This window comes from Puia sp., assembly GCF_035546395.1.
In the GTDB taxonomy this organism is placed as follows: Bacteria; Bacteroidota; Bacteroidia; order Chitinophagales; family Chitinophagaceae; genus Puia.
In genome coordinates, this window is sequence record NZ_DASZXR010000014.1 from 707,317 (window position 1) to 726,966 (window position 19,650).

Genomic DNA, 19,650 nt, shown 5'->3' on the forward strand with positions numbered 1-19,650 from the left:
GGGCTTCACCCACTTTGACCGAAGCCGGTGAGAACCAATTGCAAAAAAGAAAGCAAAAAAGCGGCCGGGCGGAGTTTGGACATGTTCTGATATATCGTATTTTGGGACATGTTCAAATCCCTGCTTCTCGTATCCGTTCTCCTTTTTGGCAGGTTGGACCCGGATGTCAAGGTGGCGACCTGGTCGGTCGGGACACCGGATACCGACGCTTACGAAAGCCTTTCCTTCTGGATAAAAGATAATCAACGCGCCTATGTCCGCTATGCCCATGGCAAAAGCGAAGAGGATACCGAGCTGAAATGGATCGGTCCCGACCCCACCCCGGGCCATCCCGGCTTCCGCGTCAGTATGCCGCGATCCGGCGCCTGCTGCTGGGTGATCGCACCCGACAGCGTCGGAATCGCCGTGACCGATCGCCGGACAAATTCCACCCGAACCTTTTATTGGGAAGATGCAAATCCATCCGGCGACTCGACCAACGACTGCGCTATCTGCGCCAGGACCGAGAAACAGGCTCAGTCCTGGCTCCGGCGCTATTTCCTGCACTAATTATCTTTCTCATCGGGCTTTTTCTTCAGCTGCTCCAGCAACTGCAGCCCGAGAAGTCCCTGTATCGGTCCATTCCCGTTCTCTCCGCCGCCCCCGATCAATATTTCCGGCATGATGCGGATATGTTGCTGCCCGATAGCTTCCATGACCTTCAACTGGGTGAAGTTGCTCCCACCCATCGCTTCGACGGCTAGCTTGTAGGACTCTGCAGAAGATTTACCGATGGCAAGGATCTTTTCCGCTTCGGCGTTACCGGTGAGGGAGATCTTCTCCGCATCGGCTTTGGCCAGCCATTCGATCTTTTCCGCGTCGGCCTTCGCAAGGAGCCGCGTCTTTTCGGCCTCACCGCTGGCGAGCAGCTTGAGCCGGTCGGCCTCGGCGTTAGCCTGCAGGCGGACGCTGTTGGCGTCACCCGTCGCCTTTTTCACCGACGCGTCGGCGATACGTTCGGCGATGAGTACGCCCTGGTCGGCCTTTACGATCTCCTTCTGGATCTCGGCGATGGCCGTTTCCTTTTCAAGGCTCTGCCGCGTCTCCTGCGCCTTCATCTGCGTCTCGTAGGTGACCTTCTGTTCTTCGGCGATCTTCCGGTCGGTGAGCGTCTTCATCAGGCTTTCCGGTGGAACGATATCGCCGATCAGCGTATCGACGCCGATGACATTGTACTGCTCCAGCACCCGGCCGATATGCTGTCTTGCCGATTCCTGGCGTTCCTTACGGGTGCCGAGGAAGGCGATGACATCGCTGTCCTGCGCAGAGTTACGGAAATAGTTACCGATCGTCGGTTCGAGCACCTGGCTGACGAGATTGACCATGTTCCCAAAACGGGCGATGACCTTCGGAGCCTCGGTGGTCGGGATATGGATGATCTGTGCGACGTCCAGGTTGAAGGGGAAACCGTCCTTGCTACGCACGGTGATCGTCGAAAGATTCTTATCCAGCTGGTGGGCCTCGCTTCGCGCGCTGGCCCAGTTGAGCACGAGGTTGGTGGTCGGCACCAGCTCCGTCTTCTGAATGTACGGGTTGATCGGGTACTTCCCCGGCCCAAGCGGCTCCGCCCATACGCCCTTGTGACCGCGGGACACGATATTCCCGTGTTTGAACTCCACGCCGCTAAGGTCCGCGCCTTCATCACCGACGAAGGAGATGACGACGCCCACATAGCCGATGGGGATCTCGGTCATCTTCACCATATCCACCTTTACGAACCAGGGGTTCAGAAAGTAGCTACCGGCCAGGATCACCTGTTCCTGAAGGCCTTTATAGCCGCCGCTGTTCAGGAAGAGATCGGCGTCCTGGAACTTGTTATGATCACCGATCAGCCGGCCGGCGATCTGTCCTTCCTCCAGGGGTTTGCCTTCCAGTGTCGTGACGATACCTACGGCATTATCGGGAATGCTGACCATTTCGGTCACCTCCACATCGAAAAGAAAGGTGTTGATGCGATAGGAGCCGGGAGTCATGATGGCCGTCTGACGGCCCTTGCGGCCACCGCTCTTCAGGAATGCCGCCGCATCCTGGAAAGAGTCGCAGGGCACCTTCCGTGCGAGGATGGCTCCCGTCTCCAGCTCGGCGCCGTCGCGGGCCAGAACCAGCCCGATCTTGCCCGTCGGGATCACCGTGAAGGGCTGGAAGTTGATCGCATATTGCCAGAACCATTTGCCGAAATACACTCCGGGCGCAAGGGTCTGCGCCTGGAAACCAGCTTCGCCTTCGGTGGCGATGATCCGGCCTTCCGGCAGAGACTGTTTGCCCCAAAGAACGAATTTCTTGGTTACCAGGCCAATGCGGTCTTCGGGTACGATGACCAGGCCGAAAAAGACCCGGAGGATGACGCGGTAAAGAACGATGCATAATAAGGGGATGCCGATGGCCAGTCCCCATCTGATCAAGGTTGAGTTGTCCATTTGTTTGAGGGTTTACCTATTGAAGGTACAAAGTTTGTGTACCCGCGGCTCAACCACTACGGAAATCGGGACGGACGGTAAAACCGGGACCCGCATAACACCCAAACTAACGTGTATGCGGGTCCCAGCAACTCTCCGTATTCAATTAATATTCACAACTTTGTCTTTAGGGTATTTTACACTATAGCTGATTCGGTAGGAACGGCTCTCGCCGGGCGCCAGTTCAAGGTTCCAGGTGAGGATGCCGGTGTCCTTGTTGACCGTGGCGCCGCCATTCTCCAGCAGCTCTTCTTCAATCTCCTTGTCGGAAGAGATCGGATATTGATCTTTCAGGATCATCCGTATCTTCTCTTTCTTGTTGTTTCGAACGGTGATCCGGTAGGTAAAGACCTGCTTTCTATTCGATCCGAGGAACTTCACGCTGCTGAAATCCGTCACCTTCTCCTTTTTGACGACGATGCGTTTGTCGCGGCCCAGCGTCAGGTTCATCGTATCCTGGACATAGCCCGGGTCGATCCGCGATCTGCCGATATAAGTCCCTTCCACCATGATACCGGCATCGCCGGGCAGCAGGTTGAGCTTTTCCCAGCCCGTAAGCTGACCCAGTAAATAGGCGTCCTTGTCCACGCAGGGCACGGCGTAGTATTGATAGACGCAGGGAAGCTGGTATTCCTTCAGCGTGACGCCCTGTTCCATTCCGTTGCCCGGGACGTCATAGGGGATATCGATCTCGAAGACCGCATCCATCGTTCGATCATTGAGGGAGACGTAGTCCCCAAGCTCGTCTTTCAGGGTGACCAGGATCACGCCTGCCGCGGCCCGGGCGCCATAGAGGGCAGTAGCCCTGTTGTCTTTCAGCACATCGAGCTTCTTGATCGCCCGGGGATCGATATTGGTAAACTCCGACTTGGACACCTCTTTCCCATTGACAATATACAACGGATCGGAAGGGGCTTCCTCGCTCCCATCTTCAGGCCTGGACGCAAAACCCGTGACCGCGACCTCGCTCAGGGAGGCGGTGCCCCGGACACGCACGCCGCTAATGACGTTGGACATGGGTGCGGCGGGAACGTAGCCGGCGATAGGATTGACAAACTGAAGGAACCAGGTGTTCAGCACCGGCGCATTCCCACCCTGCGCCGGCAGCGAAGTAGACAGGCTCAGTTTCACATGCTTCCAGTCGATACCGGAGGTCTGCACCACATGGGCCTTGTAAAAGATGTGCAGCGGATCGGTGCTGTTGACGACCTTGAGGTCATAGTATGGTTCCCAGTGCGCCGCCGTCGTAAGGTAGGAGATCGTAAGATCGCACGGGCCTGCCGAAGGGCTCATCAGTTGCAGCACCAGGCTGCCGGCCGTGGATGCGTTCTTTCGCTCGTCCTCTTTTATCTGGCGCCCGAGCCGGTCGATTACCTGTTTCAGCTGTTGGGATCTGTCGGTATACCCGCTGATCTCGGTGCGCAGTTCGAGCGCCTTCTGCCGGTAATAGTCCACCATTTTCGCGAGCTCGGCGACGCTGACGCCCATGGTCGTGCTTCCGATGCTTTTGTTGGTGGCCAAAAGGTCCAGCAGCTCGTTATCGGACTTGACGAGGATGTCCAGCCGGCCAAGCTCTTTTTTGATCGAACCGATGGAATCCTGCAATTTTTTAACAAACGGGCTGACGACCTCCGTTTGCAGATGATCCGTGGAGAACGTCACCGATAATACGGTCACGTTTGCAGAACAGCCGATCCGGATGCTGGTGACGTCGATCGTGTTGCTGAGATCGCCGACAATGAGCTCATTGGCGCCGCGTTCCAGCCGGGCCGTCGCGGTATGCACGAGCTCCGCCCCGCTCCGGTAGACGGTGGCGGCGGTAAGGGTGGAAGAAATGATATTTTTCCCGTCGCCCGCCCGGGCGGCCAGACTAAATAAAAGGATCGAAAAGAAGAAGGGTCGCATATGAAAGAATTTCCTTCATGATGCAACCCCTCAGAAAATTACACAACCTTATTTATACAATTGTTCGTAATACTCGTGCGCCATCCGGCCGGCGTCGAACTGGTAACGCACATCGCGCATCCCGTTTTTGGCGATCTGCCGCCAGGTGTCGTAGTTATTATAGTACGTAGGCAGGATCTCCCCTTCGAGTATCTCGTACAGCTTGTTCAGATCGTAGTCATCGACGGCCTCGACATGCATATTCGCATAATCCGCCTTGGGGATGACAAAGCCGTTGTTACCATGGTTGACGAACTCGGGGATCCAGCCGTCGTCGGTGGAGAAATTCACGGCGCCGTTCATCGCAGCGGTCATCCCGCTGGTGCCCGAAGCCTCACGGGGAACGCGGGGATTGTTGAGCCAGCAATCCGCCGCCTGTTTCAGGCGTTTGGACAACGACATTTCATAGCCGATCAGCACGGCAACATTCTTGTAGCTTTTGCTGAGATGGACCAGGTGGTTGAATTCGTTGATCGCGGGATAATCCATGGGGTAGGGTTTGCCGGCCCAGATGATCTGTATCGGCCGCTGGGTGTCGTTGATCAGCCTGTTGAAACGGTCCATATCCCGCGCCAGCAGGGACGCTCTTTTGTAGCCGGCGAAACGGCGGGCCCAAACGATCGTAAAGACATTCGGGTCAAACAGTTTTCCCGTTTGATCGGCAACCAGTTCGAAGGCGCGCTTCTTCATATACTTCTTCCGGTCGTCCCACCAGTAGTCATTGCCTTCCTCCATCTTCCGGTAGAGTTCCTTATCGGCCCAGTAGCGCCAGTTCTGCGCATTGGTAATGGCGATGATCGGGCAGATGTCCTTGTATTTCCCCCACATGGCGCGCGAGACATTGCCATGCAGCTGCGAAACGCCGTTGGCCAGATGGGCGAATCGCAGCGCGACCAGCGAATGGTTGAAGGCGTCGTCCTCGAGCCCCGTCAGCTTCTTCACTTCCTCCACGGAGAGCCCGCCAAAATAGCTCATCTTATGACAGAGATAGATATCGTGCTTTTCGTTGCCGGCCTCTTCGGGCGTATGCGTCGTAAAGACGAGCCGCTTGCGCACTTCTTCGATATTCCGGTCATATTTGTGGTAGAGATAGAAGGCGCTGCTGATCCCATGAGCCTCGTTGAGATGATACAGCTCGGGATTGAACCCCAGCTCGTCCACCAGCTTGGCGCCACCGGCTCCCAGCAGAATGAACTGCGCCACCTTGGTGGCCACATTGGCATCATACAACCGGTGAGTGATCGTCTGGGAGACATAATCGTTCTCCGGCACATCCGTACTCAACAGGAACAGAGGCGCGCTTTTGAACGTCTCGGGGTTGAGATACCAGACCTTGACCCAGACGGGATGATCGTGGATCGTCACCTGGAAGCGGATGCCCGTGTCTTCGAGGAAGCTGTATAGCTTCTCCATCCAGGTCACCTGCAGGGTCTGATCCAGGTTGCGGGCCTGGTCATAGTAACCGTATTTCCATAAGATACCGATGTTGATCATATTCTGCCGCAGCTCATACGCGCTGCGCAGATGAGAGCCTGCCAGGAAACCAAGGCCGCCGCTGTAGATCTTCAGCGGCTGGTGCACTGCAAATTCCATGGAGAAATAAGCCACTTTCTTCGAATACCGCTCATCTACTGTGTATGGCACGGCATAGTTCTTAAAGTTCATAAGCAAATCCAAATATTTAGTCTTATATGTAAAACTGACGCAATATAACGCACAAATTGGAAATCAATTGTTTTTTGGACGGACCAGGCCTTTCCGGCGGTTACCGATGGGCCTGCCGGCCACCGGCCCCGTGGGCCGGTTTTGGGCTTTTTCGTCTCTCGAAATAACCTTCAAAGAAACATTTAATGTCCCGGTGGACGCCGCAGCCGCCCAGCTCCTTTAGCGATACGCCTTCGGGAATGAAGGTGAATTCGATCGCACAAGGGTCGGAATAAGCCCGGTACCGCGCTACCCCGGGTCCGATAAATTTCGCCTCCCCCTTAAGCTCTCCCTTGCAGGTGCCGTCGTTCTTCTCGAAGTGAACAAAGAACTGGAACCGCGAAGCGTCCCTGCCGTCGCGGATGGCGACGATATTCCGTTTGTCCTGGGCATAGTCGCCGGAAAACTTATGCTTTCGCGCCAGGGTGTCGATCGGGTTGTAGACGGGGACGATCTTCGGCTTGCTCTCGTTGGACTCGGTGAGGATGAGCATCAGCCCGGCATCCCCGTTATAGATATAGGCATCCCTGTGATAGAAGAGCTGGCCGTCGGAGGCCTTACGCTGATGCTGGACGGTCACCGTGTACCTGGCGTCCATCGTGACCTGTCCGCTGACGCCGCTCTCGTTGTCGGCATAGATGACGGGGCGGGCGGCGGCAAAATGATCCTTTTTGTCAAAGACAAGGAGGATCAGCGCCCGGCGGCTGCCGGCCGTCGCCTTTACAAACACATATTTCTCCGCGTCAGGCACGCCGACCTTACCGATGGCGTAGAGATGGAGATGTCCTTCCTTGCCGAAGAGTTTGCCGATGACGGAGTCCGGGACGAAACGGGCGAACAGCCTGCCGTTGATGACCGAGGTTTCCGGTTCCCTCCGCTTCAGGATCGTGTCGGTCGCCTGGTAGGGTAACTTCATGGACTGGAAGAACTCCAGGAAATCGGAGATGTTCACCTTCTCATCGTTTGTCGCCAGGGAGACCTTCTTTTCCTTACACGCAATCAGCAGAACTGGCAACACGAGAAGCAACAGATATTTCGACATAGCGGGGAGTCTAATGATTGGGGCGGCCCTACCAGGCCGCCGGTAACGATTGGGTCGGCCCTACCGGGGCCGCCGGCGCTAAAAATAAAGAATTTATCCCTTGCAATGCGGTTTTTTAATTTTAGATTTGTCTAAATTTAATTTTAGGTATACCGAATAGCCACGTATGAAGTATTCCGCCAGCAAAGAGAATTATCTCAAAGCCATTTTTCACCTGCAACAGGAGCAGGGGCTCGTCACGACCAATGCGCTGGCCGCAGCCCTGCGTACCCGGCCCGCCTCCGTCACCGATATGCTAAAGAAGCTCAAGGAGCAGAAGCTGTTGATCTACGAGCGGTACAAGGGTTTCAAACTGAACAACGAGGGACGTAAGGCGGCCGTCCAGGTGATCCGCAAACACCGGCTTTGGGAATATTTCCTCGTGAAGAAATTACAGTTCGGCTGGGAAGAGGTACATGAGATCGCCGAGGAACTGGAGCATATCAGCAGCAGGGCGTTGATCGACCGGCTGGATGCCTTCCTGGGTCACCCGGCAACGGATCCCCATGGCGACCCGATCCCCGACAGCCAGGGCCGGCTGCTGGTCCGGCGGCAGGTGGCGCTGGCCGACTGGCCGGTGAACAAGGCGATGCAGGTGTCGGGCATCGCCAGCCAGACCACCGAGATGCTGGAGGTATTGCAACATAACCATATCCGGCTGGGCACCCGGCTCGAGATCAAAAAGAAATTTCCATTTGACGACTCCCTGGAGGTGAAAGTGCGGAACCGGCCGCCGGTCACGCTTAGCGCCAGGGTAGCAAAAAATGTATGGGTAACCGATGATGAACCACCTGCAGAAAGACGTTAGTCTGAGTGAAGTACACGGCAGCATCGACACCACCACCCGGAAGGGGCCGTGGTGGCGGCAGCTGTTTGTTTTTTTTGGCCCGGCCTACCTGGTCAGCGTCGGCTATATGGACCCGGGCAACTGGGCCACCGACCTGGCGGGCGGCAGCCGTTATGGCTACTCGCTGCTTTGGGTGCTGCTGATGAGCAACCTCATGGCGATCCTCTTGCAAAACCTCGCCGCGCGGCTGGGCATCGTTCGCGGCCGCGACCTGGCCCAGGCCAACCGCGAAGTCTATCCCGCCTATATCAACATCCCCCTGTATATTCTAGCCGAGATCGCCATCGCGGCCTGTGACCTGGCCGAAGTGCTGGGGATGGCCATCGGCCTGGAACTGCTGACCGGTCTCCCCCTCGTATATGGCGTATGTATCACCGTCCTCGATACCTTTTTGCTGCTGTTCCTCCAACGCCTGGGGATGCGACGCATGGAAGCCTTTGTGATCGGGCTGATCGCGGTCGTCGGCGGATCCTTCCTGGTGGAGATCCTTCTGGCTCGGCCGGCAGCAGCCGATATTGCCGCCGGCTTCGTTCCGCATTTGCAGGGCAAGGAGGCCCTGTATATCGCGATCGGGATCATCGGGGCGACGGTGATGCCGCATAACCTTTATCTCCATTCGGCGCTGGTGCAGACAAGAAAGATCCTGCCCGGCGCGGTCCATGTTCGAAGGGCATTGAAGATCAATTTCCTGGACAGCGCCGTCGCGCTGAACCTGGCGTTCCTGGTGAATGCCGCCATTCTCATCCTTGCCGCGACGGTCTTCTTCCGGACGGGGCTGACCGATGTCGCCTCGATCAAGGATGCCCACCGGCTCCTTCCCATGCTGGGCACTCAGCTGGCGCCAAAGCTCTTCGCGGTGGCGCTGATCGCCTCGGGCCAAAGCTCGACGCTCACCGGAACACTTGCGGGACAGATCGTGATGGAGGGCTATCTCCAACTGCGCATCAACCCCTGGGTACGACGATTGCTGACCCGGCTGCTTGCCATCATTCCCGCCGTGGTCGTGATCCTGTTGTTCGGTGAAAAGGAAGTCGACAACCTGCTGGTGCTTAGCCAGGTGTTCCTGAGCGTGCAGCTGGGCTTCGCGGTGATCCCGCTCATCCAGTTCGTCAGCGACCGGACCACCATGGGCGAGTTCACGATCAAACCCATGATCAAGGTCCTCGCCTGGGGAGCGGCCGGCCTGTTGGTCTATCTCAACGTCAAGCTGGTGGTGGAAGAAGCGGCGCCCCTGATCGCATCGTCCGGAAATCTTATTGGCAAGACCCTGATCCTGCTGGGCGGATTGGGCGGCTGCGCCCTGCTCGTCTATATCACCCTGCATCCCTGGATCGAACGGCAGGTGCGTCGCAAAGCGCCCCAGCTGCACCCGCAGCCGGACGCGCTGCAGGACTGGACGCCGCCGGCCTTCCGGCATATCGCCGTGGCGCTGGACTTCAGCGAACACGACGAACGGCTGCTGGCATATGCGGCCGGCCAGGGCGGCGCAACGGCCCGCTACCTCCTGATCCATGTGGTCGAAAGCGTTTCGGCACAGCTGCTCGGCAAGCAGAGCGACGACTATGAGACCCGGAAGGACCAGGAGCGGCTCGATCATTACAAGGCGATGCTGGAAAGCAGAGGATTACAAGCCCATACCGCACTGGGCTTCCGCCACCGCAGCCGGGAGATCGCCCGCATCGCCCGCGAACAACAGGCGGATATGCTGGTCATCGGGTCGCACGGACACCGGGGGATGAAGGATATCATCTTTGGAGAAACGGTGAATGCGGTTCGGCATGAATTGAAGATCCCGGTATTGGTAGTGAATCTGTGAGTCTTACGATCGGCCGCCGGCCGAAGGCGATCCGCGCCTTAACGTTTGCCCGGCCGCATCAAATGCTTTAGCCGGCTAAAGGTCTCCGGCTTGATATTAAGATAAGAGGCGATATATTTCTGCGGCACCCGTTGCAGCATCTGCGGATGCGTACGGACATAATCGAGGAACCGCTCCCGCGTGTCCTTCCGCAGCTGATCGAAGTAGCGGGTATCTTTTTTGACAAAGAGATCGGAAAGCAGCAACCGGCCCAGCCGCTCGGCCTTGGGGAAAACATCGTAGGCCTCCTGCAGATTCTCATACGTGATGGAGAAAAAGACGGTCGGCTCGATGGTCTCGATGACGCAATTCGAGGGAGTGCGATAGTGAAAGGAAAGGTCCGAATGAATGATATGCCCCTCGGTGGCCAGTTGGATGGTGAGTTCCCGGCCCCGGACCGGCAGATATTTCCGCGCGAGTCCCCAGGCGACAATGTTCAGATGGCGCTCGACCTCGCCGGCGCGGATGACGACGCATTTCTTATCGAACTCCCGCACTTCGATATAGGGCAGAAATTGATCGAACTCCTGCTTCGTCAGCGGCTCAAACCGCGCGAAGTAGCGGTGGAGATGATCAAGCGCCGCGGTATAAGCGTTGACGGAATTGCTCATTTCACATGGGATTTATTGATGGCCGGCCGTTTCTTGACCAGGTTCTTCATCCGGCTGAAGGTCTCGGGTTTCATATTCAGATAGGAAGCCAGGTATTTCTGCGGCACACGCGTGACCAGCTCGGGGTTCCGCTCCACGAAGCGGGTAAACCGTTCGCGCGTATCGAGCCGCATGCATTCATGCTCCCATTCCTCCTTTTGCATCACGAACTGGGTCGTGAGCAGGCGCCCCAGCCGCTCGATCCGGACGCTTTGCTGATAGACGGCATCCAGGTCCTCCCGGGTCACCGATAACAGGATGGTCGGTTCCAGGGTCTCGATATAATAATGGGAAGGCGTAGCCGAGAGAAAGGAAGCACTGCTGCTGACCAGTTCGCCTTCTTTGGCAATATTGGTGATCAGCTCGGTCTTGCCTTTGTAAAAATACATGCGGACGAGGCCCTGCACGACGAAGTTCATATACCGCTCGACCTCCCCTACCCCGAGCAATTGCTCGCGCCGGTCGAAGTTCCGCACCACGATCCTGTCGGCCAGGAGATGGAACTCTTCATCCGACAACGCCACATATCCCGACACATATTTTCGCAACGTTTCTAGCATTATTTGGGCATTTTCATGTAGGTTTGCTCTCCTTTTAGCAATAAAAATAGTGGAAATATGCCCAAAAAAATCAAAGTTGCCAATCCCGTCGTCGAGCTGGACGGAGACGAAATGACCCGAATCATCTGGAAGTTCATCAAGGACAAGCTGATCCTGCCCTATTTGGACATCGATATCAAATATTATGATCTGGGAGTCGAATATCGTGACAAGACGGACGACCAGGTAACCATCGACGCCGCCAATGCGATCAAGCAATACGGCGTAGGCATCAAATGTGCGACCATCACCCCCGACGAAGCCCGCGTAAAGGAATTCAACCTGAAACAAATGTGGAAGAGCCCCAACGGGACGATCCGCAATATTCTCGACGGGACGGTGTTCCGCGAGCCCATCGTAATGAAGAACGTACCGCGGCTGGTGACCAACTGGACAGCCCCCATCATCGTCGGCCGCCACGCCTTCGGCGATCAGTATCGCGCCACCGACACCGTGATCAAGGGAAAAGGAAAACTGACCATGACTTTCACCCCGGAGGACGGCAGCACGCCTCAGACCTTCGAAGTCTTCAACTTCAAGGGCGACGGCGTAGCCCTGTCGATGTACAATACCGATGAGTCCATCAAGGGTTTTGCCCGCAGCTGTTTCAATATGGCGCTGAGCAAGAAATGGCCGCTGTATCTCTCTACGAAGAATACCATCCTGAAAAAATACGACGGCCGGTTCAAAGACATCTTTGAAGACATCTATCAGAAGGAATTCGCAGCAGCCTTCAAGGAAGCGGGGATCGTCTACGAACACCGTCTCATCGACGATATGGTGGCCAGCGCGCTGAAGTGGAACGGCAATTTCGTTTGGGCCTGTAAGAACTATGACGGCGACGTACAAAGCGATTCCGTAGCGCAGGGCTTTGGTTCGCTGGGTCTCATGACCTCCGTGCTCATCACGCCCGATGGAAAGATCATGGAAGCGGAAGCGGCACATGGTACGGTCACCCGCCACTATCGCGACCACCAGGCCGGCAAACCGACCTCAACCAACCCGATCGCATCCATCTTTGCGTGGACCCGCGGCCTGGCCTTCCGGGGAAAGCTCGACAACAACCGCGAGCTCATCGACTTCGCCAACGCCCTCGAAGCGGTCTGTATCGAGACCGTGGAAGGCGGAGCGATGACCAAGGACCTCGCCATCTGCGTACATGGCAACAAGGTCGAGCATGGCAAACACTTCCTCTATACCGAAGAGTTCCTCGACGCCATCGACAAGAATCTTCAGAAAAAGCTGAAATAAAAGGAAATATATAAATAATTACCCTCCGAATATCACCCCCCAAAATCCGGGTTATAACTAAGCTATGAGGGGCGGCCGAAGCCGCCCCTGCTTCATAAAGTATTGTAATTGCGAAAGGCGGGCGTTGTTCCGGGCAGCCGGCGAAGCTCGCCTTTCTCCAACAACCCTCTCAGGCTCGAAACGCTTTCCCCGCGCCTCAGCGCGCTGGCGCCGTAGATGGCGCAAAAGGGTTGCAAAAACCCGTCTACTTCATAAGCATAGAAGTCTGACCCGCCCTTACGCCAGGCCGGGATCAACCCGGAAATGGTATCGACGTCGAGGTCCTGCATATCGCAGGCAACGGGTAACAGATCGCAATCGGGATAGGCTCTGTGGACGCTTAAGAGTCCTTTCAACGGACCCGCGCCTGCGCCGGAGTCCACGACGTACAGACCCGGCGGCAGCCAGGCCGCATACGCGGCGACCTGTTTTTTGTTGACGGAATAGACGACAGGAATTTGAAGATGCGCCAGCTTTTCGCCCATGCGCAGCACCCAGGGCTGGCCATCGATCTGTAAAAGTCCCTTGTCCTGGCCCATACGGCGGCTTTCACCACCGCAAAGCACGACCCCCAGCAGCTTACTCATAGATATGCTTGTGGATATCCCCCGTTACGGCGTGGCAGTTGCAGTTATTGCCCCATTCTTTCGTACCGTCGGCATAGTGTTCGCATTTCCAGATAGGCGCCTCATGTTTTATCCGGTCGATAATATATTTGTTGGCGGTATAGGCCTCGCTGCGATGCGCTGAGGCCGTGATCACCACCACCGCGGTATCGCCGATGTCGACCCGGCCCACCCGGTGCTGGGCAATGGCCGTATGCAGCGACCAACGCTCCTTTGCCGTAGCAAGGATCTCTGCGATCATCGACGCAGCCATCGGGATATGTGCCTCATACTCCAGGAAAGCCACGGCCTGACCCCGGTTGCTGTCGCGAACCTCGCCGCTGAACAAGACCACCGCCCCGGCGCCGGGATGATGTGCAAGGCTCAACAGACCCGGGATGTCGAGCGGCTGGTCACTCAGGGCGGGCGGTGCCGCAGATCTATCCGCCGCTGCTGGGAGGGATGATGACGACGGTGTCATATTCATTCAATTTAAATGCATTGTCGATAAAACCTTCTTCTACGGCAAACCGGCAGGCAGAGAGGATCCCGGCCGCCTTATCGTTTAGCGTCAGCAATAGCGCCTTCAGCTCGTCCGTATTCCGCACGAGCCCGCTGACTTCGAATTCCGGCTGAAAGTAATCTTTCAACGCGGCATATACGTGAATTTTCATTGTCTATCCGCCGATGTGCAACATGCTCAGATCACTCCCCACGAACCTCAGCTCCTGCTTCTGAGCAAGCGCCAGTTTCAACTTCTCATCCCATTCCGCCGCCGTTTCGCTTAGGCCCAGCCCGATCGGCTGATTGCTGCTCAGGCATCCATAGATATGTCCGCTGCTATCGAGGCGGAGCCGGTCGCAGTCGCGGCAAAAAGGTTCGCTCTCATTGGCGATGATGCCGAACCGGTGGCCCGTCTCGGTGGTCCAGTACCTCGCCGTGGCGGATTCCGCCCGCGGCTCGGGCGTTATCCGGTGATGCTCGCCGATCCGTCCCAGCAGTTCGTCCTGCGTCACGAGATACCGGCCGGCATGGTCATGGAGATGCCCCATTGCCATCACCTCCAGGAACCGGATGGTCAAACCGCGGGCGAAGGCGAGATCCAGCAGCGGCAACAGCTGCGAATCATTCATTCCTTTCATCATCACCGTATTGATCTTTACCCTCAGCCCCGCGGCGACAGCCGCATCGATCCCCCGGATGATCCGCTCCACCGAATGCCGCCGGCTCATCCGGGCAAATACCTCTTCCTCGACGGCGTCCAGCGATACGTTAAGGGCCTCCAGACCCGCCTCCTTCAGCGCCGGCGCCATCCGCTCCAGCAGAAAGCCGTTGGTCGTGAGGCGGACGGCGTCGATCCCCGCCGCACGGATGCCGCGGATCAGCGATGCCAGCCCCGGGTAGAGCAATGGTTCGCCCCCCGTCAGCCGGACGGTATCCAGCGGCAACTGCTCCTTCAGACGGCGGATGATCGCCAGCAACTGCTCCACCCCCAGGCTGTCTCCCACCGCGTTGGCTTCCTTGAGTTCCGCCTCTCCTGCGACGCAATAGACACAGCCCAGGTTACAATGCTGCAACAAACTAACCCGCAGGGTCCGGAACGTTCTGCCATATCGGTCCTCAATCTTTAACATGGAACTATAAAGGTACAAAATCCGCCGTTGCCCCGCCACAGACGCTACAGACATAATCCGCCCGAATGTCCACAAACGGGGTTCCGGCGGGAATGCCCTGCTCTTCATCGCCATATTGTTCGTGATACAGCGTCAGGCAATGGCCGCATTGCCATCCCCCGGCCACCGATCCCGGCCGCCCGGGGGATACCGGCGCAGGCTGAGAGGCCAGGGGCGAATGGCGCTCGCTCTGCTGCCGGTAGAACTCCTTGCAAAGCGATACGAGGTAGGGAAACAGGTTTTCTTTTTCGAGGTCCTTCCGATACAGGACGATATCACGGGAAAAAGGATTGAAGTCGGCAGTATGGGAAATGGAATACCGGTCGAGCAGCTTCAGCTGGTCGGGACGGATGCCATCCTGCCTGCGGATGATCACCGAACCCGGCAGCCCGGAGCCCGGCTTGGTTTTTATCGCAAAGCTCAGTCCTTCCGTACGGATATCATCCTGGTCCAGCAAACGCACCAGGTAGCGCTTCAGCCGCAACCCGTCCGGACAGAGGTCCTCGATCTGCCAGTTCAGCTCGTTGGAAGCATGACGGACGTTCATCCGGTACTTGCCCAGCACATATTCCCAGATCGGGATGTCCGGCTCCTCGATGCCCTTTATCAACAACGATTTCCAGGGCGTAGTGTACAGCTGCCCTACCTTGGTCTGCAGCGCGATCAGGCAGACATCCTTCAGGAAGGCCAGCGGGAACAGCTCGTCCCGGCGATAGATGCCCAGCCAGTTCTTGTTTCCGCTGCGATTGAATCCCTCGTAATAGGGCAGCCGGAATTCCGGTGTCGAAAAGGCCGGCAACAGGGGCTGGCCGGCGAAGCCGCCGTGGGTCTCCACGGTGTCATATAGCCGCTTTCCCCAGATCTCTTCCTCTCCTGCGGTGGGGAGTACAGGCTCGAGCAACCGGCAAAACCGGGGGATATCGGGCGAGTAGATGCCGGTCCTCCAGGGATAAAGGCGGTTGGTCCCGGGGCGGCGGAGCACCACGTGCCAGTGGTTGTTGACGGGACTGCTGAGGAAGTTGAGATGGCCGGTAAAAAGGGGTACGAAGCTCTGACTGCTCTCCACGAGGTTGATCTTTAACCCCGGCCGGAAGTCGAATCCTCCCAGGATATCCTTGTACAACCCTTCGCTCACCCAACCGCTCCGCCCGAAGACGCCGTCGGTGACATAGCTGCTGACGATGTTGGGGAACGCTTCCTTTTCGGTCTCGTAGAAGATACCCGCCTCGTCCAGTCGCTGCAGGAATTCCGGACCAAATTTATCGGCCACCTTCACGAACAGCTGTTGGCGGCTGCCCAGCTGCATCTCCTCAACCCTAGCTTTCTCTGCCGCCTCGACGATGGAATAAAGATCACCCGCGCCGACGATGCCGCCGGGCAGGTTGATCTTGACGGTATAGTTCTTACGAAACATGAGCCTCCAATATTCTTTTTACCTCGGGACGGCAGCTGCCACAGCCGGTGCCCGCACCGCTGGCGGCGCATAATGCTCCCAAATCCCTGCTACCCCCCCGGATCTGATCCTCGAGATTACCTACCCCCACATTATTGCAGCTGCAGACCAGCCGGCCCTTTACGGGGATTGCTTTTCCGCCGCTACGAAGGAGCTGCAGGCGGCGATCGCTCAGCTCGATCTTCCCGGTGATCCATTCCCGGAACTCGCGGAACTCCTCCTTGTCGCCGACAAGGATCGCGCCGACCAGCCGGTCCTGGTGGATGATGCACTTTTTGTAATATCTCCGGGCCTTGTCGATAAAGACGATCTCCTCATAGTCCTTTGTATTGGGACAATCCGGCAGACCGATGCTGCAGAGATCGAAGCCGTGTATCTTGATGATGTTCATCGGCACCGTCCCGGTATAAGGCTGGGCGATGTCCCCGTTCAGGAAGCGCGCCAGGGCCTCCGCCTGTTGCTCCGCTGCCGCGGTGAAGCCGTAGAGATTGCCCTCGAATTCGGCGATCTCGCCGATGGCGTGGATATATTCGTCGCTGGTGCGCAGATAGCCGTCGACGACCACCCCGCGACGATGGTCGAGACCCGCCGCCTTCGCGATCTCGATGTTGGGCACCGTACCGATCGCAAAGACCAGCGCATCACAATCCAGCACGCGACCGCTTCGCAAGCGAATGCCCGTGAGCCGGGTCTGGCCATAGAAGAGTTGCACTTCATCGGAGTAGTAGACGGCGCAGCCCTGGTCGACGATCTCGTCCTGCAACAGCTGGCTCGCCAGCGTGTCCAGCTGCCGGTCGAGGAACCGGCTGCTTCGATGGACAATGGAAACGCAAATATCCATTTCGCGCAGGGAAGCCGCGAGCTCCAGCCCCAGCAACCCGCCTCCGACGACGACTACCCGGCTGCCGGGCGTCATCTGCCGCCGGAACCTGTCCGCATCGGGCCTGCTGCGAAGCGTATGGATCCCATCCAGCGACGGCGCCTGCTTTGGCGTCGCCGCCCGGCTGCCCGTAGCCAGGATCAGCCGGTCGTATTCCGTAACGGCGCCGGTGGAATCGGTGACGGTCTTTGCCTTGCGGTCGATACGTTCGATGCTGACGCCACGTTTCAGCCGGATGCTCATATCTGCCTCCTCGGCATCGGTCATCCGGACCAGCTGCTCCCAGTTCTGTAAGCCGCTGATGTAGTCGGGTAGTTGAACGCGATTGTAAAAAGGCTGGTCCTCTTTGTTGAAGACGATGATCTCGTCTTCCTGGTTGAGTTCCCGGTAACTGCGGACGAATCCATGTGCGCCCGCGCCGGCGCCCACGATGACGATCCGTTCTTTCTTCTTGATATATTTCCTCACCCGCACCGCGCAAAGTTTGAGATCGGGTTCTTTCGAAACGGGGTCAAGCAGGCTATGGGTAAGATTGTTGATACGGTTGAGATCGCTGCCGAGGATCTTGCCCCAATGCATCGGGAGGAATACAGCGCCCTTTTTTATGGCCCCGGTGATCCGCACAGGAACCCGCACGTCACCGCGCCGCGACTCGACCAGGGCGATATCCCCTTCTCCGAGTCCGAGCCCCTCCGCGTCCTCCGGGTGCATCTCGAGAAAAGCCTGTGGGATATGTTGCCGGAGTTTGGCCACCTTGCCGGTCTTGGTCATGGTATGCCACTGATCGCGAATCCGACCCGTGGTGAGGATCAGCGGATAGTCCCCATCGGGCAATTCGCTTCGGCTCTCGTCGGGGTTGGCATGGAAGATCGCCCGGCCCGTGGGAGTAGCAAACCGGTGATCGGTGAACAGCCGTTCCTTGCCGCCATCGGTGCAACCCGACGGATAGGGCCATTGGACCGATCGTTTGGCCTTCAGGACGGAATAATCGAGACCGCTGATATCCATCGAAGTGCCCGCGGTGAGTTGGGCGTGTTCGCGAAAGATGGCGTCGGGGCCCGTATAGTCAAAACCGGGGAAACCCATTTTCTGCGCCATCCGGCTGACGATCACCGAATCGGGGAGCGCTTCGCCGGGTGGCTCGACGATGTGGTCCAGCAGGCTGATCCGGCGTTCGGAGTTGGTCATCGTTCCCTGCTTCTCCGCCCAGGCTGCGGCAGGAAGGATAAGGTCTGCATAAGCAAGCGTTTCAGGTGTATTACTCACCTCCTGTACGACCACGAACTTCGCCTTCTTCAGCGCCGCCTCCGCCAGCCGTACGTCGGGCAGGCTGACCAGCGGGTTGGTGCCCATGATCCAGATGGCCTTCATCCTGCCGTCGGCGAGGGCTTCGAACTGCTCGGTGGCGGTGAGGCCCGGTTTTGCCGACAACAGGCCGCTGCCCCAGTACTCCTGCACCTGCCGCCGGTGTTCGGGGTTGGCCAGATCGCGATGGGCGGGAAGAAGGTTGGCCAGTCCGCCCGTTTCCCGTCCGCCCATGGCATTGGGCTGGCCCGTCAGTGAAAAGGGCCCCGCGCCCGCCCTGCCGATCTGGCCGGTCAGCAGGTGAAGATCGATCAGCGACAACACTTTGTCGACACCGGCCGCGCTTTGGTTCAGCCCCATGGTCCAGAGGCTGAGATGGGCGTTGGCCTCACCGATCCATTCCGCGGCCCGGCGGATATCGCCTTCGGGGAGACCGCAGATTGCGGCGGATTCCGCCGTCGTCCGGGCGAACACCCGTTGCCGGTAGGCCTCGAATCCTTCGGTATGCTCCCGGATAAAACCGGGATGAGAACGGCCTTGCTCGATCAGCAACCGGCCGAGGGCATAGTGCAGGGTGATGTCCGTGCCGGGATTCAACGGCAGGTGCAGATCGGCGAGCGCGGCCGAATCGGTCCGGCGGGGATCGGCAAGGATGATACGCGTCTTTGGATTCGCCGCCTTATGGGCTTCTACCCGCCGCCACAGGATCGGGTGGCACCAGGCGGGGTTGGCGCCGGTCACGAAGAAACAATCGGCCAACTCGATGTCGGCATAGCTGACCGGAACGCTGTCCTCGCCTAAAGCCAGCTTGTGCGCCGCGACGGCCGTGCTCATGCAGAGCCGGGAATTGCTGTCGATATTGTTGCTGCCGATGAATCCTTTCATCAGCTTGTTGACGACATAGTATTCTTCGGTCAGGCACTGACCCGAGATATAGAAGCCGACGCTGTCCGGCCCATACCGGGCGATCAGGCTTCGGAACACCGCTGCCGCCCGGTCCAGCGCGGTGTCCCAGCTGACCCGCTGCAAAGGCATCTCCCGGTGGGAGCGCATCTGCGGATACAACAGGCGGTCCTGCAGGTCGTTGACCGTATAATGCAGGTTCAGCCCCTTGCTGCAAAGCATGCCTTTGTTGACGGGGTACTCGGAACTGCCCTCTACCGTCAGGCGGCCTTTCCGGTCCTTGTAGACGGTGACGCCACACCCTACTCCGCAGTAACAGCAGGTGGAAAAGGATCGTTCGGTATGCCGGTGGGGTGCAGTTGCCAT

General features: G+C 57.9%; 16 protein-coding genes. 4 read left to right on the top strand and 12 right to left on the bottom strand.

What is annotated here, in order from left to right; genetic code table 11:
- The first annotated feature begins 108 nt into the window (after positions 1–108).
- Positions 109–549: a hypothetical protein gene (locus tag VHE34_RS15675; protein WP_325589590.1), complete on the top strand. Its 441-nt coding sequence runs from the start codon at positions 109–111 to the stop codon at positions 547–549.
- Here the strand turns inward: VHE34_RS15675 and VHE34_RS15680 are convergent.
- From VHE34_RS15680 to VHE34_RS15695, 4 genes are all read right to left on the bottom strand, one after another.
- Positions 546–2,456 carry an SPFH domain-containing protein gene (locus tag VHE34_RS15680; RefSeq protein ID WP_325589592.1) on the bottom strand — a complete coding sequence of 637 codons (1,911 nt, stop codon included), beginning with the start codon at positions 2,454–2,456 and terminating at the stop codon, positions 546–548. The two genes, VHE34_RS15675 and VHE34_RS15680, sit on opposite strands and share 4 nt — an antisense overlap.
- 141 nt (positions 2,457–2,597) lie before the next feature.
- On the bottom strand, positions 2,598–4,400 hold the full coding sequence (locus VHE34_RS15685; protein ID WP_325589595.1) for a mucoidy inhibitor MuiA family protein: 1,803 nt from the start codon (positions 4,398–4,400) through the stop codon (positions 2,598–2,600).
- A 48-nt stretch (positions 4,401–4,448) separates the two neighbouring features.
- Positions 4,449–6,104: an alpha-glucan family phosphorylase gene (gene glgP, locus VHE34_RS15690; protein WP_325589597.1), complete on the bottom strand. Its 1,656-nt coding sequence runs from the start codon at positions 6,102–6,104 to the stop codon at positions 4,449–4,451.
- Positions 6,105–6,204: 100 nt separating this feature from the next.
- Positions 6,205–7,185, bottom strand: a complete 981-nt coding sequence (locus VHE34_RS15695; protein WP_325589599.1) for a hypothetical protein — start codon at positions 7,183–7,185, stop codon at positions 6,205–6,207.
- A 166-nt stretch (positions 7,186–7,351) separates the two neighbouring features.
- On the opposite strand from VHE34_RS15695, the gene VHE34_RS15700 reads away from it, so the two are divergent.
- Together VHE34_RS15700 and VHE34_RS15705 are read left to right on the top strand one after the other, a co-directional pair.
- On the top strand, positions 7,352–8,032 hold the full coding sequence (locus tag VHE34_RS15700) for a metal-dependent transcriptional regulator (protein ID WP_325589601.1): 681 nt from the start codon (positions 7,352–7,354) through the stop codon (positions 8,030–8,032).
- A complete protein-coding gene (locus tag VHE34_RS15705; protein ID WP_325589603.1) occupies positions 8,004–9,887 on the top strand; it encodes an Nramp family divalent metal transporter in 1,884 nt (627 codons plus the stop codon). Before VHE34_RS15700 ends, VHE34_RS15705 begins: the two co-directional genes overlap by 29 nt.
- 38 nt (positions 9,888–9,925) lie before the next feature.
- Here VHE34_RS15705 and VHE34_RS15710 read toward each other — a convergent pair whose 3' ends face one another.
- Positions 9,926–10,537 carry a Crp/Fnr family transcriptional regulator gene (locus tag VHE34_RS15710; protein WP_325589605.1) on the bottom strand — a complete coding sequence of 204 codons (612 nt, stop codon included), beginning with the start codon at positions 10,535–10,537 and terminating at the stop codon, positions 9,926–9,928.
- The gene (locus VHE34_RS15715) at positions 10,534–11,136 is read right to left on the bottom strand and encodes a Crp/Fnr family transcriptional regulator (protein WP_325589607.1); all 603 of its coding nucleotides are present in this window, start codon (positions 11,134–11,136) and stop codon (positions 10,534–10,536) included. The genes VHE34_RS15710 and VHE34_RS15715 overlap by 4 nt, the downstream gene beginning before the upstream one ends.
- 57 nt (positions 11,137–11,193) lie before the next feature.
- Here VHE34_RS15715 and VHE34_RS15720 point away from each other — a divergent pair, with 57 nt between their 5' ends.
- Positions 11,194–12,426 carry an isocitrate dehydrogenase (NADP(+)) gene (locus VHE34_RS15720; protein ID WP_325589609.1) on the top strand — a complete coding sequence of 411 codons (1,233 nt, stop codon included), beginning with the start codon at positions 11,194–11,196 and terminating at the stop codon, positions 12,424–12,426.
- Between the two features lie 92 nt (positions 12,427–12,518).
- Here VHE34_RS15720 and mobA read toward each other — a convergent pair whose 3' ends face one another.
- Genes mobA through VHE34_RS15750 form a run of 6 tightly spaced genes read right to left on the bottom strand, consistent with a single transcriptional unit; the run spans position 12,519 to position 19,650 of the window.
- Positions 12,519–13,052, bottom strand: a complete 534-nt coding sequence (gene mobA / locus VHE34_RS15725) for a molybdenum cofactor guanylyltransferase (protein WP_325589611.1) — start codon at positions 13,050–13,052, stop codon at positions 12,519–12,521.
- Positions 13,045–13,551: a molybdenum cofactor biosynthesis protein MoaE gene (locus VHE34_RS15730; protein ID WP_325589614.1), complete on the bottom strand. Its 507-nt coding sequence runs from the start codon at positions 13,549–13,551 to the stop codon at positions 13,045–13,047. The genes mobA and VHE34_RS15730 overlap by 8 nt, the downstream gene beginning before the upstream one ends.
- Positions 13,511–13,744 (bottom strand): MoaD/ThiS family protein, encoded by a 234-nt coding sequence (locus VHE34_RS15735; RefSeq protein ID WP_325589616.1) that lies wholly within the window; start codon positions 13,742–13,744, stop codon positions 13,511–13,513. The genes VHE34_RS15730 and VHE34_RS15735 overlap by 41 nt, the downstream gene beginning before the upstream one ends.
- A gap of 3 nt (positions 13,745–13,747) precedes the next feature.
- The gene (locus VHE34_RS15740; protein ID WP_325589618.1) at positions 13,748–14,704 is read right to left on the bottom strand and encodes a GTP 3',8-cyclase MoaA; all 957 of its coding nucleotides are present in this window, start codon (positions 14,702–14,704) and stop codon (positions 13,748–13,750) included.
- Between the two features lie 4 nt (positions 14,705–14,708).
- Positions 14,709–16,157: a rubredoxin gene (locus tag VHE34_RS15745; RefSeq protein ID WP_325589620.1), complete on the bottom strand. Its 1,449-nt coding sequence runs from the start codon at positions 16,155–16,157 to the stop codon at positions 14,709–14,711.
- On the bottom strand, positions 16,147–19,650 hold the full coding sequence (locus VHE34_RS15750) for a molybdopterin-dependent oxidoreductase (protein ID WP_325589622.1): 3,504 nt from the start codon (positions 19,648–19,650) through the stop codon (positions 16,147–16,149). The genes VHE34_RS15745 and VHE34_RS15750 overlap by 11 nt, the downstream gene beginning before the upstream one ends.

Coding starts and splice junctions, on each gene's coding strand:
- VHE34_RS15675 (WP_325589590.1), top strand. CDS start 109: ATGTTCAAATCCCTGCTTCTCGTATCCGTTCTCCTTTTTGGCAGGTTG.
- VHE34_RS15680 (WP_325589592.1), bottom strand. CDS start 2,456: ATGGACAACTCAACCTTGATCAGATGGGGACTGGCCATCGGCATCCCC.
- VHE34_RS15685 (WP_325589595.1), bottom strand. CDS start 4,400: ATGCGACCCTTCTTCTTTTCGATCCTTTTATTTAGTCTGGCCGCCCGG.
- glgP (WP_325589597.1), bottom strand. CDS start 6,104: ATGAACTTTAAGAACTATGCCGTGCCATACACAGTAGATGAGCGGTAT.
- VHE34_RS15695 (WP_325589599.1), bottom strand. CDS start 7,185: ATGTCGAAATATCTGTTGCTTCTCGTGTTGCCAGTTCTGCTGATTGCG.
- VHE34_RS15700 (WP_325589601.1), top strand. CDS start 7,352: ATGAAGTATTCCGCCAGCAAAGAGAATTATCTCAAAGCCATTTTTCAC.
- VHE34_RS15705 (WP_325589603.1), top strand. CDS start 8,004: ATGATGAACCACCTGCAGAAAGACGTTAGTCTGAGTGAAGTACACGGC.
- VHE34_RS15710 (WP_325589605.1), bottom strand. CDS start 10,537: ATGAGCAATTCCGTCAACGCTTATACCGCGGCGCTTGATCATCTCCAC.
- VHE34_RS15715 (WP_325589607.1), bottom strand. CDS start 11,136: ATGCTAGAAACGTTGCGAAAATATGTGTCGGGATATGTGGCGTTGTCG.
- VHE34_RS15720 (WP_325589609.1), top strand. CDS start 11,194: ATGCCCAAAAAAATCAAAGTTGCCAATCCCGTCGTCGAGCTGGACGGA.
- mobA (WP_325589611.1), bottom strand. CDS start 13,052: ATGAGTAAGCTGCTGGGGGTCGTGCTTTGCGGTGGTGAAAGCCGCCGT.
- VHE34_RS15730 (WP_325589614.1), bottom strand. CDS start 13,551: ATGACACCGTCGTCATCATCCCTCCCAGCAGCGGCGGATAGATCTGCG.
- VHE34_RS15735 (WP_325589616.1), bottom strand. CDS start 13,744: ATGAAAATTCACGTATATGCCGCGTTGAAAGATTACTTTCAGCCGGAA.
- VHE34_RS15740 (WP_325589618.1), bottom strand. CDS start 14,704: ATGTTAAAGATTGAGGACCGATATGGCAGAACGTTCCGGACCCTGCGG.
- VHE34_RS15745 (WP_325589620.1), bottom strand. CDS start 16,157: ATGTTTCGTAAGAACTATACCGTCAAGATCAACCTGCCCGGCGGCATC.
- VHE34_RS15750 (WP_325589622.1), bottom strand. CDS start 19,650: ATGGCAACTGCACCCCACCGGCATACCGAACGATCCTTTTCCACCTGC.